Source organism: Catenuloplanes niger, assembly GCF_031458255.1.
GTDB lineage: Bacteria > Actinomycetota > Actinomycetes > Mycobacteriales > Micromonosporaceae > Catenuloplanes > Catenuloplanes niger.
In genome coordinates this window covers 9,081,532-9,094,370 of record NZ_JAVDYC010000001.1, presented here as the reverse complement: position 1 = coordinate 9,094,370, position 12,839 = coordinate 9,081,532, and the positions used below count along the sequence as shown (strand labels likewise).

The window sequence follows — 12,839 nt, the reverse complement described above, 5'->3', positions numbered from 1 at the left end:
GGTGTCGAGGTCTCCGCGATCGCGGAGACCTCGACCGGCGCGACGCCGGCCGGCCGGTTCCACGGGCGTACGGATCAGCGAGTCCCTGTCGTCACGGCACCGGCGCGCTGCGGCCGGGCGACAGACGGGCGACGACCTCGGTGAACTCGGCGGCCATCGACGACAGGGCACCTCCGTCGATTCCGGCGGCGGAGAGCACCGAGCCGAGGGCGTCGAGGTCCTTCGTGGCGGTTCTCGCGGCGTGGTCCCGGAAGGCCGGGTCGTTCGTGACCCGGCCGGCGAAGGTCTGCAGGCCGACGCTCGCTCCCGAGGAGGCCAGGATGGTGTCCGCGACCACGGCGCGGTCCAGGCCGAGTCGGTCGGCGGCCTCGAGGGCCAGCCCGGCGGCGGCCATGTTGGCGTACAGCAGGGACTGGTTGAGGACTTTGACCTGCAGACCCGCGCCTACCGGGCCGTGGCGGCGCACCGCGGAGGCCATGGCGTCGAGCATGGGGCGGGCGGTCTCGAAGGCCTCCTCCGGGCCGCCGACCATGATGGTCAGGTCGCCGGTGACGGCCCGCGCGCGCAGGCCACTGACGGGGGCGTCCAGCACCGTCACACCACGGGACCCGCATTCCTCGGCCAGGCCCTGCACGAGCCGGCCGGAGACGGTCGAGTGGATCAGGATGATGCCGCCGGGCGCCATGCCCGCGGCGATGCCCTCGTCACCGGCGACGACCTCGCGCACGTCGTCCTCGCTGAAAACGGCGACCCCGACGACGTCACTGCCCCGGCCGAGATCCGTGAGTGACGCCGCGACCCGGAACGAATCCGGTGCGAACTGCTCGAGGCTGGCCGCCCGCCGGGCCCACAGCGAGACCTCGAACCCGGCCCCGATGCAGCGGGCGGCCATCGGACCACCGATGTCCCCGACCCCGACGAAACCAATTCTTAGCGTCATATGCGCATAAACGATTCTTTCCGCTATCTGTTCATCCGAGTGATCGCGCTCACCACAGTTCCGCGGCCGCGCGGAACAGCGGATAAACGGTGAATCGACAGTCCCGCGAATGCGATCACCGGCTGGTGCGGACAACGCCGCTCGACGTTTTCCCGAGTACGTGGAACGCGAGCGGCGGGCGCACGGTCTATATGGCGCACGTGGTCCGGCCGGCACGACAGGACGTCGTGCCGGCCGCATCACGTGGTCGCGTCGCGTTACGGCGTCCGGCCGACCAGGACCTCGTCGACGCGGCGACGCGGTGTGGCCGGGCCGGGCGAGCCGTAGCCGAGGCGCAGGACGGCCTGCGCGTGCGGCCCGGCGCCGTCACCGCCGACGAGGTGCCGGAGCGCGGGTACGTCCAGGGCCTGGTTCATCGGCGTGACCGCGAGCCCGTGCACCGTCGCGGTGAGCAGGACTCGTTGCAGCGCCTGCCCGGCACGGATCCAGTCGTAACGGGTGTCGCCGGGCGTGGACAGCACCATCAGCGCCGGGAACCGCTCGAACCGCGCCGTGACCGGCCGGTACAGCTCCGGCCGGCCGGACCGGAAGTCGCGCAGCGGCAGTCGTGCGGCGGCGTCCCGCGGCGCGAACGCGGTGACCGGCACACCGTCGGTGCGCGCGGCCGGCCCGCCGGCCCAGGCCGCGATCTCGTCGCGGTAGGCCGGGTTGTGGTGCAGCGTTTCCGCCGCCGCCCGGGTCAGCGCCAACAGGCCGTCCCGGGACACCGGCGCACAGGCGGTCAGCCGGGCGCCCTCCGCGGCGGCGGCCGCCAGCAGATCCTGCTGGACGCGCCACGGGATCGCGGAGGTACGCAGCGGTGACCGGCTGGTGTGCCGCCGCCCGATCGCGGCGGTCAGCTCCCGGATGCCGGCGCCGGGCGGCGAGAACGGGCCGGGAAAGACGGTGACGAGCGTCTCCGGGTGCGCGGAGTCCGGCAGGATCCGCTGCACCGGCAGCCGGCCGCGGGCACGCATCGCCACCCGGAGGTTGAAGGCGGCGGCGCCGACGCTCATCGCGAGCTGCCGGCCGTCCGGGTCGATCACCCGCAGCCGGCGCCGCTCGTCCGCCATGACGTCGATCTCCGGGCCGTGCGCACGGAACAGCCACGGCTGGGTGTTGTGGACCGACACCGCCGCGATCGCGGCCGTCAGGCAGGCGTCCAGCGACTCCGGGGACAGGGCGCGCAGTGTGGTCAGCACCGGGCTCATGGCTACCGTCCCAGGTCCACGCGGGTGCCGAGCACGTCCTCGAGGTCACCGGCGGCCGTGACCAGCAGCCGGTTGCCGAGGTCGGCCAGGGCGCGGGCGACGGCTATCTCGTCGCCGACCTCGGGCACGCGGGGCTCGTCGGGATGGACCACGGCCGAGCCGTGGCCGACGAGTTGGTTGCTGTTCTCGTCGTACAGCTGCGCCTCGGCGTAGGTCTTCCGGTTCGTCTCGCCGATCAGGATCTCCACGCTCCAGCGCTTCGTCACGGACATGGCGTCCTCCTTCGTTCCGGGACGGCACCGGCTCGCCCGCCCGGTGCGCGAGCGAGCCGGTGCGCGCGGTCACTTCAGCCAGGTGTGGTGTCGCACGACGGGCAGCGAGGCCCACCACCGTCCGAGGCCGAGCGTGTCACCGGCGGCGATCAGCGCGAGGCCGGCCAGCAGCGCCGCGTTGATCAGGTGGTCGTCCATGAAGATGTTGTTCTCCGGCGGCAGCACGGCGGTCCACATCAGGACGTAGAGCAGCCCGCCGGTGGCCGCGGCGATGCGCAGGCCGATGCCGAGCAGCAACGCCACCGCGATGCCGGCCAGACCCGCCATGAAGAGCCAGTCGGCCCAGGCCGCACCCGCGATGTCCTGGTAGAAGCCCTGGAACGGGCCGGTGGCGCCGAAGGACAGGAACCCCTTCGTGGGGCTGCCGCCGTTGATCCAGGCGGCGGCCGGCTCGGTCTCGTGCCCGAGCCCGAACGTCTTGTCGAGGAACGCCCACAGGAAGATCCAGCCCAGTGCGAGCCGGATGCCACCGAAGACGTACCGGGCGGCTCGCTGCGCGGCGGTCTCCGCCTTCGCCGTGGTGGCGAGGACTTCGGCCGGGGGCTCGGGTCCACCAGCGGCCGGCCGTTCTGCCATCGCTGTCATGGTGCTCACGTCCCTTCCGGTGCGGATGACTGTTGTCACCATTGGACGAGGGTCGATGCGGTCCGGACAGGGCCGGACGGCCGTGCCGCGCGGGGTCCGGAGGTCCTCCCGCGCCGCACGTCCTCGGGTCCAACGGCCCTGTGCCGGCCGCGCGGCCCGCGCTTCGCTGGAGGTGAGCCCGTCCGGACGAGGCGAGGAGGCCGACATGACCACCCAGGAGACACGACACCCAGGCCGTCTCGGAACGATCAACCGGTTCCTGGGTACGGCCACCCGTCCCGCCCCACCGCGCCGGCCGCGCCCGCTGCCCGTCGTGCGGCACACCGTCGTCGTGGGCGCGGACGACACACCCACGGCCGCGATCGCCGTCGACCATGCCGCGATCGAGGCCGAACTGCGCGGCTGGCCGCTGTCGATCGTGCACGCTCAGCCCCGCGGCGTGCCGGAGGCGGACCGGGACCACGGCACCGCACTGCTGCGGCGACTCGCCGACCGCGCGCACGCCGGTACGGACGCGCTCTCCGTCGCGTCCCGGCTGGCCGTCGGCCCGCCGGTGAGCTGCCTGCTCGATCGGGCCTCCGCAGAGGACCTGCTGGTCGTGGGCGCCGGCCACACCCGGGCCGGTGGTCTGCTGACCGGTGCGACCAGCGACCAGGTGGCCGCCCGCCATCGCGGACCGGTGCTGGTGGTACGCATGCCGGGACCGCCCCGGGGCACGTCGTGGGCCGAACGCCCGGTCGTGGCCGGATACGACGGTTCGCGATGGGCGGACCGCGCGGTGCGGTTCGCCGTCGAGGAAGCTCGGTGGCGCGGCAGCGAGCTGGTCGTGCTGTGGTCGCTGCCGGCCTGGATGAGCCAGGCCGACGCCCGGATGCGGGCGGCGCGCCTCAGCACGGCGACGAACCAGGCCGGGGTGCGGACGCGGATCTCCCGGGTCGCCGAGGACCCGCGCCACCGCTTCGTCCTCGAGTCGGAGCGCGCGGCCGCGATCGTCGTCGGATCACGCGGTGTCGGCGGGCTCACCGGTCTGCTGCTCGGCTCGGTCAGCCAGGCGCTGATCCACGAGGCGCGGTGCCCGGTCTTCATCGTGCACTGAGCCGCCCGGCCCTCGTCATGCACCGAAGCAGCGGAGGAGGCGACATGCGCGTGATCGTGGGCGTCCATCGGTCGATCGCCGGTCTGCGCGCGCTGCGGACCGGCGTCGAGTGGGCACGCGAACTGGGCGTGCCGTTGCACGCCGTCCGCGCCTGGGAGGCCGAGGTGACCTACGGCGAGATCATGGCGCCGAAGCTCGATCGGGCCCGGCGGCGCGCCGTGCGGGACATCGCGGACGCGTTCGCGGACATCTCCGGCGGCGAACCGGCCGGCGTGACCGTGCGACGGGTCGTCCCGTTCGGCCGGCCGGGACCGGCGCTGGTCGCCTACTCCGTCCGCGACGACGACCTGCTGCTGGTCGGCCGCGGCCGGCACCTGCCGTGGCGGCCGTCGGTAGCCGGCTATTGCGCGCGGCACGCCCGTTGCCCGCTGCTGGTGGTGCCGCCGGACGCGCTGGGACGCGAGGCCGGGCGGCGGCGCGCCACCCGGCTGTTGCTGCGAGAGCTGTCCGGCCTGACCGGAACGTCCGCCTGACCGCCCGCCGTGACCGAAGGGACGGGCGGCCGCGGCCGCCCGTCCCTTCGGTCACGGCGGGGCGATGTCGAAGATCTCCGCGAGGGGGCGCCGGGCGGTGGCCGGCGCGTCACCGTCACCGATGGGGTGACCGACGCGGACCAACAGGTACGGGTACTCCGCGGCGTCCAGCAGATGCCCGAGGGTGGGCACCGGGTCGCTGAGGGTCGCGGTCGCGAGGCCCTCGCTGGTGGCCGCCAGCAGCAGCGCCGACAGCGCCTCCCCGCCGCGCAGCCAGTGCGCCCGGTCGTCGGCCGGGCCGTGCAGGAGCAACAGGGCGCCGCCGGGCCCGTAGCCGGTGCGGACCCCGGCCGGCACCTCCGCCGGGGTCAGCGGCCGCAACCGGCAGCCCTCGGCCCAGACGGTGCGGACCAGCCGGTGCAGGATCCGGTCCGGTAGCCGGCCCATCGCGTACGGCCGCCGGTCGGTGCGGCGCCGACGGATCGCCTCGAGCAGCGCCGCCGCGCGCGGGTCGGGCGCGTGCACCGCGGCCAGCCGCAGCCTGGCCAGCAGCAGCGGCTCGTCCGGCTCGGGCAGGCGGGTCACCCGCACCCGCCATCCGGCCGCCGCGATCGCGGTCCGGGCGTGGTGCAACACGGCACCACAGCCGAATGTCAGCAGCCGGCCGTCCGGATCCATGGCCGGAGCGCGCCCGGGGTCGGCCCGCAGCTCCAGTTCCGGGCCGCGGATGCGCCACCGCCACGGCTGCGTGTTGCCAGCGGACGGTGCCTGCGCGGCCTCCACGACGGCCAGCAGCAGCACCTGGTCGAGCCGTTCACCGGTCGAGGGTACGAGATCGCGGGCCATCATGATCACGGCCGGGCGATCAGGACCGGGCAGTCGGCGTGGTGCACGAGTTTCAGTGCCACCGAGCCGAGCAGCGCACCGGCCAGGGTGCCGTGCCCACGATGTCCCACGACGAGCAGCTGCGCGGCGCCGGACACCCCGGTCAGCACCGCCGCCGCGTCGTCCCGCACGACCAACGCCTCCACGGCCACCTGCGGGTACTTGTCGCGGCCGGGCGCCAGGTCCTCGTGCAGGGCGGCGCGTTCGGCCGCCTCCAGCCGCTGCGGGTCGTAGACCAGCGGTGAGACGTCGGCACCCCAGGGTGGAACCGGCACCGGGTAGGCGCGGATCGCGACCAGCGTCGTGTGCCGGGCGGCGGCCTCGGCGAAGGCCTCCTCGACCGCGTGCACGCCGGCCGGTGAACCGTCCGCGCCGACGACGACCGGGCCGTCGGCGCGCTCGGCATGACCCCGGACGACCACGACCGGGCGGTGCGAGTGCATCACCACCTGCCGGCCCACGGAGCCGAGCACGAGCCGGTCGAAGCCGCCGCTCCCCCGGTGCCCGACGACGATCCGCAGGGCGGACTCCTCGCCGAGCAGCGCGGCGACCGCCGATCCGGCGACCGCGTCGAGCGACACCGGGATGCCCGGGGCCACCTCGTTCGCGGCCTGCCGCGCGGCGCCCAGGATCCGCTCCGCCTCGGCGACCGCCGGGGCACGGAGCTGCACCGCGCCACCGAATCGGGCGGCCGCCCAGTTCCAGTCGTAGGCGTGCACGATCCGCAGCCTCGACCCGGACCGGTGTGCCGCGCGCGCCGCCCAGCGTACGGCCGCCTGCCCGGGTCCGGAGCCGTCCACCGCGGCCACGATCTCCGTCGTACCGGCGATATCCGTCATCACGTCCACCTCCACTCCCAGCGTCGGACTGCGATACGCACCGTGACAGTGCTCGACGGCACCCGGCACCGGGCCGAACGGCCCTGCCCGACCCGCCGGATCCGGGCCGCGGAGCCGACCCGCCGCCCGGCCCGCGGTCCTACCCGGACCGGCCGTCGGCGGCGGGGACGAGGCTGAACGCGCCCTCCTCCTCCTGGGCGTCGTGCAGGCGCAGGATGGCGTACAGGCCGTAGAGGAGGCGGCGCAGGTCGACGACGTCCTCCGGCTCGGCGTCGCCGGTCAGGCCGGTCAGGCAGCGGTCCAGGCGGTTGACCTGGTGCTCGATCTCGGCGTGGGTACGGCTCAGCGCGCCGACGGCCTCGGGGCCGAGCGCCCGGGCCACGATCGGCAGCAGCTGTGCCTCCTCGGCCCGCTCGTGCGGCAGCAGCTCGGCCTTGAGTTGTGTGGACAGGTCCCGGACCGGTGTGGTGTCGTACGGCGGGCCGGCCAGCGCGTCGGCGACCGACCGGACCCGCTCGATCAGGCCGCGGACCGCGCGGTGCTCCGCGTGCAGGCGCCGGGCGACCGCGGTCTCGGCCGGCGCGATCCGCGCCGTGCGCGCGCGGCCGGGCAGCAGTGCGGTCAGCGCGATGCCGATCGCGGCCACGTCGATCATTTCCTGGAGCAGCGCACCCGCGGCCGGCGGCAGGTGGCCGGCCGCGGCGGCCAGCATCGCGACCGCGGCCGCGCCCATGCCGGCGAACGCGGCCGTGAGCGCGACGGCCCGGCACCGGCGGGCGATCAGGATCGCGTCGGCCAGCACGTCGATCCGGTCCACGGTGAGCACCACGTCAGCGGTCTCCGCCGTCGCGGTCACGCCGCGGGCGGCGAGCGCGACGCCGAGGTCCGCGGCCGCGAGCGCCGGTGCGTCGTTGATGCCGTCGCCGACCATCACCACCGGGCCGGCGTGCCGCTCCCGGGCGACGACCGCCACCTTCTCCGCCGGGTCGCAGTCGGCGTGCACCGCGTCGACACCGACGATCCGGCCGACCGCCTCCGCGGTGTCCGTGCGGTCGCCGGTGACCAGCACGATCCGGTCGACGCCGGCCCGCCGCAGCGTGCGCAGCATGCGGGGCGCCTGTGGCCGGATCCGGTCCTCGAGGAGCAACACCCCCGCGGGTACGCCGTCCACGCCGGCGAACACGGCCAGGGAGCCGTCCAGCGCGGCCCGGCGGCGGGCCGACCGCAGCCAGGCCGGTGTCTCGCCGGGGGCGGCCCAGGCGAGCCGGCCGAGGCGGACCCGGTGCCCGGCGACGATCCCCTCGACGCCGTGACCGGGCTCCTCCCGTACCCCCGCGGGGTCCTCGGTCCTCAGTCCACGGTCCGCGGCCGCGGTCACGATCGCGGCGGCCAGCACATGCGCGGAGACCGCGTCCACGGACGCGGCCAGGCGCAGTACCTCGTCGCCGTCACCGCCGGGCGCGGTCACCACCCCGGTCAGCACGGGGCGGCCGGCGGTCAGCGTGCCGGTCTTGTCGAACAGCAGCACCCGCCCGGCGGCCAGCCGTTCCAGCGCCGCTCCCCCTTTGACGATCACGCCGGCGCGGGCGGCGCGGGACAACCCCGACATGATCGCGATGGGTACGGCCAGCAGCAGCGGACACGGCGTGGCGACGACCAGCACCGCGACCACCCGGGCCGGGTCCCCGCTGAGTGCCCACGCGGCTCCGGCCAGCACCAGCGTCACCGGCACGAACACCACGGCCAGCCGGTCTGCGGTCCGCACGGCCGGCGCGCTCGCCGCCCGGGCGCGTGCGACCAGGCGCACCACCCCCGCGTACGTCGAGGCCTCCGCGGTCGCGGTGGCGATCAGCTCCACGGCGGGGCCCGCGTTCACCACGCCGCTGCGCACGTCCGCCCCGGCGCGGTGGGACACCGGCATCGGCTCGCCGGTCAGCGCGGACTCGTCCAGCGACGCCGGCCCGCACAGCCGGCCGTCGACCGGCACGACCTCGCCGGTAGCGACGACCAGACGGTCACCGGCCGCGACGTCCCCGACGGGGATCTCGGTGCTGCCGGCCGGCGTCCGGCGGCGCGCGGTCCGCGGTGCCCTGGCCGCGAGCGCGCTCAGCTCCCGGCGGGCGCGCGCGGCCGCCCGTGCCTCCAGCAGCGCGCCGCCGGCCAGCATCATCGCGATGACCGCACCGGCGAACGTCTCACCCACGGCCAGCGCACCGGCCAGCGCAAGCCAGGCGATCACGTCCACGCTCGGCTCCCGGCGGCGCACCGCCCGGGCCAGGGTCACGGTCGAATACCCCAGGCCGAGCACCGCAGCTACGGCCCAGGCCACGTCCGCGAGCGGGCCGGCACCGGCCGCCCAGCCGGCGGCCCCGGCCGCCGTCAGCAGTCCGGCGAGGGCGAACAACACCGATTCCATCTGTCCAGTAGGCGCCGCCGGGCGCCGCCCGCCCAGGGACGGCGGCCACCCGCGGCCCGGGCCGTTCGGCCCTTCGCCGCATGCCTGCGCCGGTGCCGCCGGCCGGGACGGAACCGGCCGGCGGGTCGCGCCCCACCGGCCGGTTCCGCGGCCGCACACGGAATCAATGAGCCCTCACCGTCATGACGCTGTCTTGATCGGGATGGGTTCGCCGGCGGTCTGATTCTCCGCGACCAGGGCGCTGATCGTCAGGATGCCGGCCCGATAGCTCGCCTCCACCGTGTCCGGCCGCAGCCCGGCCGGCACCGGGACGGTGCGGAAGAACGAACCGTAGTGGAACTCCGACTGCGCCTTACCGGTGAACGCCTCCTTGCGCTCCACGTGAATCTTCAACACCTCGCCGGACAGCGTGACCTCGACATCCTTCTCGGGGTCGACACCGGGCAGCTCGGCACGGACGACGAACCGGTCTCCCTCCAGTTGCTCCTCGATCCTGATACCCGGTCCGGGGAACGGCGACCAGGACCACCTGAGCAGGTCGAGTGGGGTCAGGGTTGACATGTGCCACCTCCTCACGGTGCTTTCACCCCCAGCAGAACGCGCCACGCCGGTACGGGTCAGGGACTTTGGTCCCGACCTCCGGCACCCGGACCGGCGCTGGGCACAACGGGTTGTCTCCCGGGTCAAAAGACCCTGCCGGGCAGCCGCCGACGACCGCCTACTGGGGTCGGAACCAGTCATGCGTACCGGTGAAGGGGTGAGAGAGATGGAGAACCTGATCGTGGTCGGCGTGGACGGCTCGCCAGGCGGGCGTCGCGCGCTGGACTGGGCGATCGCCGAGGCCGCCCGGATCGGCGGTACGGTCCGGGCGGTGACCGCGTGGACCTGGGACGGCATCGACTCCGGGCCACTGACCGAGACGTCCCCGGCCGCGCAGCGACACCGCGCGGAGACGCTGCTGCGCGACGAGACCGACGCCGTGCTGCGGCGGGCGCACCCGCCGGTCACGGTGACCGTGGAGGCCGCGGAGAACGACCCGGTCACCGCGCTGACCACCGCGGCCGAGAAGGCGAGCCTGCTGGTGCTCGGCAGCCACGGCCACTCCGCGCTGCGACACCGCGTCCTCGGGTCGGTCAGCGACGGCTGCATCCGGCGCGCGCCGTGCCCGGTCGTGGTGGTGCCCACGGACCCGGCCGCCTGAGGTGACGGCCGTGCCCGCACCCGTCGGTCACGGTGCTCGTGAACCGGCGGTGCCCGGCAGACCGCCGGGCACCGCCGGACCACCGACCCTGGAGGTCGCCATGACGCAGTCGGCACCGTCGCCCAGCCCGCCGCGGCAGGCGGCCGTCCCCGGACCGGGCGGTGTCTCGGTCGTGCCGGTCACGCACCGCGGACGGCCGGTCGGTGCGTTCGTGATCACTACCGGCGGTGCCCGCTTCCTGCCGGTGGTCGACACCGGCCGGCTGGTGCTGGCCGCCTCCGTCGTGGCCGTCGCCGGCGCGGCCGCGGTCGCCGTCACCCGCCGGCCGCCCGGTCCCGCCATCCGTACCGTGAGCATGGGGCCCGGCGGCTGGATCAGCCTGCGTGGCCTGCCGGCCCGCTCGCCCCGCGCGGCGTCACCGGCCCGCCCGTGGTGGGCGCGGCTGCTGCGTGCCCGGCGCCTGGTGGCCGAACGCTGAGCCGCGCGTGGGCGGTGCCGCGGGCTTCGGTTCTGTCGAGGCGAGCGACGACCGCGCCCGTGCGGCGCGTCCAGAATTCGGAGGTGTAACCCATGACGAGCAACCGGGCGGTGTGGGCGGCGATCGGGCGTGCATCCTTCGCCGTCGTCAGCCACGTGACGCCGACGGGCGCGCCGCGGTCGAGTGGCGTGCTGTACCGGACCGACGGCGACCGGCTGTACGCGGTCGTCGCGCCGGACGGCTGGAAGGCCCGGCACATCGCCGGGGACGGCCGGGTCTCGGTCACCGTGCCGATCCGGCGCGGCGGGCTGCTGGCGCTGCTGGCACCGATTCCGCCGGCGACCGTCAGCTTTCCGGCGGAGGCGACGGTGCATCCCGGAACCGTCCTGGACCGACTCCCCCGGCTGGCCGCTCTCGCACCGCCGGAGCGCCGGGCGAGCTGCGCGGTCCTGGAGATCCGTCCGATCGGGCATTTCGTCACCTACGGCGTGGGCGTGTCCCTGTCCCGCATGCGGGACACCCGGCTGGCACGCGACCGGATACCGGTCCGATGAGGACCGGACGTCGCCGGGTGACGCGGCCGGACGTCACCCGGACGTGCAACCAGGCTGCCTTCCGGGATTCCCACCCGTGCCATACCGTGAGGGAATGGCTCCGTCCGGTGGAGTGTGGTCTCCGTGACAGATCCGGTCGTGGTGCGGGGACGCTGCCGGCGCTACCGGACCGACAGCATCGACGAGATGGCCGCCATGAACACCGACGAGTTCGGCAAGCTCGTCGCGGTGGAGGCGAACGCTCGTGGCGCGCGCTTCGCCTACCGGCTGGACGTCGCCGAGTTCGGCCCGCTGCAGCTGACCGATCATGCGGTGTCCGCCGGCACGCTGATCCGCAGCGATCGTGACGACTTCTACGGGGTGGTGGTCGCCGTCGACGGTGTCGTGTCCTTCGAGCAGGCCGGCACGCAGGTCGGAACCAGCCGCAGCCGGGGGGTCACCACCAGCCCGGGCCGCGGGACCCTGCGGATCCGCACGGCCGGGGGGACCCGGCTGCGCGGGCTCACCATCGACCGGGAGGTGTGGCGCGAGCAGCTGTCGGAGCTGCTGCAGCGCACGGTCACCGGGCCCGGGGAGATCGCGCCCGCCCTGGACGTCTCGGGCGAGCCCGGCCGCCGATGGGCCGAGCTGTTACATCTGGTCATGAACGATCTGTCGGCCGGCGGCCTGCTGACCACGCACCCGCTGACCGCGGCCCCGCTCAGTCAGGCCCTGCTCAACGGCTTGCTGCTCGCCGCCGAGCACGAGCACACGGCCCACCTTCGACAGCAGGCGGCGCCGTGCCGGCCGCGCGCCGTGCAGGTCGCGATCGACGCGATGCAGGCCGACCCGGCCCAGCCGTACACGCCGCGCACCCTCGCCGAGCTCGCCGGGGTCGGCACGCGAACACTGCAGGCCGGGTTCCGCACGCATCTGGGCGTCACGCCGACGGGCTACCTCCGGGACGTACGCCTCGACCGGGTCCATCGCGACCTGCGGTTCGGTTTCGCGGAGACCGTCACGGAGGCGGCGCACCGCTGGGGCTTCACCCACCTGGGCCGTTTCGCGGCACAATACCGGCAACGGTACGGCCGGTCCCCCAGCGAGACGCTCCGGCGCGCCTGATCCGGCTGGGCGCCGGGACCGGCTCGCCGCGGGGCCGGTCCCGCGGCCGGGTCGTGCCGCCCCGATCCACGCACGAGAGGAGCCGCCGCGCGATGATCACGCTCGCCCCCATGACCGACGCGCACGCCGATCAGGTGATCGGCATCTACGCCCTGGGCATCGCCACCGGCGACGCGACCTTCGAGACCGAGGCGCCGGACTGGCCGCGGTTCACCGCCGACCGGCTGCCGCAGCACCGGTTCGTCGCGCTCGACGGCACCGGCCGGGTGGTCGGCTGGGTCGCCTGCGCCGGCGTCTCGGACCGGTGCGTCTACGCCGGCGTGGTCGAGCACTCCGTCTACGTCCATCCCGCCGCCCGCGGGCGTGGCGTCGGGAAGGCACTGCTCCGCGCGCTGATCGACTCGACCGAGGCGGCCGGGATCTGGACGATCCAGTCCGGGATCTTCCCGGAGAACACCGCCAGTCTCGCCCTGCACGCCGCCTGCGGGTTCCGCGTCATCGGCACCCGGGAGCGCGTCGGCCGGCACCACGGCGTCTGGCGCGACGTGGTCGCCATCGAACGCCGCAGCTCCGCCGTCACCTGACACCGCCGCCATCACCTGACACCGCCGTAGCGCCGGCGCGGG

The 12,839-nt window shown here is 75.0% G+C and carries 15 protein-coding genes; 7 read left to right on the top strand and 8 right to left on the bottom strand.

The window, feature by feature from the left end; genetic code table 11:
• Window positions 1-91 precede the first annotated feature (91 nt).
• The 4 genes from J2S44_RS39945 to J2S44_RS39930 all read right to left on the bottom strand — a co-directional run bounded on the left by J2S44_RS39945 (window position 92) and on the right by J2S44_RS39930 (window position 3,116).
• On the bottom strand, window positions 92-1,075 hold the full coding sequence (locus J2S44_RS39945) for an NAD(P)-dependent oxidoreductase (protein WP_310428348.1): 984 nt from the start codon (window positions 1,073-1,075) through the stop codon (window positions 92-94).
• Between the two features lie 122 nt (window positions 1,076-1,197).
• Entirely contained in the window at window positions 1,198-2,190 is a 993-nt protein-coding gene (locus J2S44_RS39940) for an Acg family FMN-binding oxidoreductase (protein ID WP_310428345.1), read from the bottom strand.
• Window positions 2,191-2,192: 2 nt separating this feature from the next.
• The gene (locus J2S44_RS39935) at window positions 2,193-2,462 is read right to left on the bottom strand and encodes a DUF1876 domain-containing protein (RefSeq protein ID WP_310428342.1); all 270 of its coding nucleotides are present in this window, start codon (window positions 2,460-2,462) and stop codon (window positions 2,193-2,195) included.
• A 69-nt stretch (window positions 2,463-2,531) separates the two neighbouring features.
• On the bottom strand, window positions 2,532-3,116 hold the full coding sequence (locus J2S44_RS39930; RefSeq protein ID WP_374727949.1) for a hypothetical protein: 585 nt from the start codon (window positions 3,114-3,116) through the stop codon (window positions 2,532-2,534).
• Window positions 3,117-3,312: 196 nt separating this feature from the next.
• Between J2S44_RS39930 and J2S44_RS39925 the strand changes: the two genes are divergently transcribed.
• Together J2S44_RS39925 and J2S44_RS39920 are read left to right on the top strand one after the other, a co-directional pair.
• Entirely contained in the window at window positions 3,313-4,203 is an 891-nt protein-coding gene (locus tag J2S44_RS39925) for a universal stress protein (protein ID WP_310428335.1), read from the top strand.
• Between the two features lie 44 nt (window positions 4,204-4,247).
• Window positions 4,248-4,736, top strand: coding sequence for a universal stress protein (locus J2S44_RS39920; protein WP_310428333.1), 489 nt, complete (start codon window positions 4,248-4,250; stop codon window positions 4,734-4,736).
• Window positions 4,737-4,787: 51 nt separating this feature from the next.
• On the opposite strand, the gene J2S44_RS39915 is transcribed toward J2S44_RS39920, so the two are convergent.
• The 4 genes from J2S44_RS39915 to J2S44_RS39900 all read right to left on the bottom strand — a co-directional run bounded on the left by J2S44_RS39915 (window position 4,788) and on the right by J2S44_RS39900 (window position 9,437).
• Window positions 4,788-5,591 (bottom strand): nitroreductase family protein, encoded by an 804-nt coding sequence (locus J2S44_RS39915; protein ID WP_445343967.1) that lies wholly within the window; start codon window positions 5,589-5,591, stop codon window positions 4,788-4,790.
• Entirely contained in the window at window positions 5,588-6,460 is an 873-nt protein-coding gene (locus J2S44_RS39910) for a universal stress protein (RefSeq protein ID WP_310428331.1), read from the bottom strand. The genes J2S44_RS39915 and J2S44_RS39910 overlap by 4 nt, the downstream gene beginning before the upstream one ends.
• Window positions 6,461-6,599: 139 nt before the next feature.
• On the bottom strand, window positions 6,600-8,876 hold the full coding sequence (locus J2S44_RS39905) for a heavy metal translocating P-type ATPase (RefSeq protein WP_310428329.1): 2,277 nt from the start codon (window positions 8,874-8,876) through the stop codon (window positions 6,600-6,602).
• A 180-nt stretch (window positions 8,877-9,056) separates the two neighbouring features.
• Window positions 9,057-9,437: an Hsp20/alpha crystallin family protein gene (locus J2S44_RS39900; RefSeq protein WP_310428326.1), complete on the bottom strand. Its 381-nt coding sequence runs from the start codon at window positions 9,435-9,437 to the stop codon at window positions 9,057-9,059.
• Window positions 9,438-9,642: 205 nt separating this feature from the next.
• On the opposite strand from J2S44_RS39900, the gene J2S44_RS39895 reads away from it, so the two are divergent.
• The 5 genes from J2S44_RS39895 to J2S44_RS39875 all read left to right on the top strand — a co-directional run bounded on the left by J2S44_RS39895 (window position 9,643) and on the right by J2S44_RS39875 (window position 12,797).
• Window positions 9,643-10,077, top strand: coding sequence for a universal stress protein (locus J2S44_RS39895; RefSeq protein ID WP_310428323.1), 435 nt, complete (start codon window positions 9,643-9,645; stop codon window positions 10,075-10,077).
• A gap of 100 nt (window positions 10,078-10,177) precedes the next feature.
• On the top strand, window positions 10,178-10,555 hold the full coding sequence (locus J2S44_RS39890; RefSeq protein ID WP_310428321.1) for a hypothetical protein: 378 nt from the start codon (window positions 10,178-10,180) through the stop codon (window positions 10,553-10,555).
• A gap of 92 nt (window positions 10,556-10,647) precedes the next feature.
• On the top strand, window positions 10,648-11,109 hold the full coding sequence (locus J2S44_RS39885) for a pyridoxamine 5'-phosphate oxidase family protein (protein ID WP_310428318.1): 462 nt from the start codon (window positions 10,648-10,650) through the stop codon (window positions 11,107-11,109).
• Window positions 11,110-11,232: 123 nt separating this feature from the next.
• Entirely contained in the window at window positions 11,233-12,213 is a 981-nt protein-coding gene (locus J2S44_RS39880; protein ID WP_310428316.1) for an AraC family transcriptional regulator, read from the top strand.
• Between the two features lie 110 nt (window positions 12,214-12,323).
• Window positions 12,324-12,797 (top strand): GNAT family N-acetyltransferase, encoded by a 474-nt coding sequence (locus J2S44_RS39875; protein WP_310428314.1) that lies wholly within the window; start codon window positions 12,324-12,326, stop codon window positions 12,795-12,797.
• The last annotated feature ends 42 nt before the right edge of the window (window positions 12,798-12,839 follow it).

What these genes read in the sequence shown, in the direction of transcription:
- J2S44_RS39900 (WP_310428326.1), bottom strand. Translation starts at nt 9,437, where the DNA reads ATGTCAACCCTGACCCCACTCGACCTGCTCAGGTGGTCCTGGTCGCCG.
- J2S44_RS39890 (WP_310428321.1), top strand. Translation starts at nt 10,178, where the DNA reads ATGACGCAGTCGGCACCGTCGCCCAGCCCGCCGCGGCAGGCGGCCGTC.
- J2S44_RS39885 (WP_310428318.1), top strand. Translation starts at nt 10,648, where the DNA reads ATGACGAGCAACCGGGCGGTGTGGGCGGCGATCGGGCGTGCATCCTTC.
- J2S44_RS39905 (WP_310428329.1), bottom strand. Translation starts at nt 8,876, where the DNA reads ATGGAATCGGTGTTGTTCGCCCTCGCCGGACTGCTGACGGCGGCCGGG.
- J2S44_RS39875 (WP_310428314.1), top strand. Translation starts at nt 12,324, where the DNA reads ATGACCGACGCGCACGCCGATCAGGTGATCGGCATCTACGCCCTGGGC.
- J2S44_RS39920 (WP_310428333.1), top strand. Translation starts at nt 4,248, where the DNA reads ATGCGCGTGATCGTGGGCGTCCATCGGTCGATCGCCGGTCTGCGCGCG.
- J2S44_RS39910 (WP_310428331.1), bottom strand. Translation starts at nt 6,460, where the DNA reads ATGACGGATATCGCCGGTACGACGGAGATCGTGGCCGCGGTGGACGGC.
- J2S44_RS39940 (WP_310428345.1), bottom strand. Translation starts at nt 2,190, where the DNA reads ATGAGCCCGGTGCTGACCACACTGCGCGCCCTGTCCCCGGAGTCGCTG.
- J2S44_RS39895 (WP_310428323.1), top strand. Translation starts at nt 9,643, where the DNA reads ATGGAGAACCTGATCGTGGTCGGCGTGGACGGCTCGCCAGGCGGGCGT.
- J2S44_RS39935 (WP_310428342.1), bottom strand. Translation starts at nt 2,462, where the DNA reads ATGTCCGTGACGAAGCGCTGGAGCGTGGAGATCCTGATCGGCGAGACG.
- J2S44_RS39925 (WP_310428335.1), top strand. Translation starts at nt 3,313, where the DNA reads ATGACCACCCAGGAGACACGACACCCAGGCCGTCTCGGAACGATCAAC.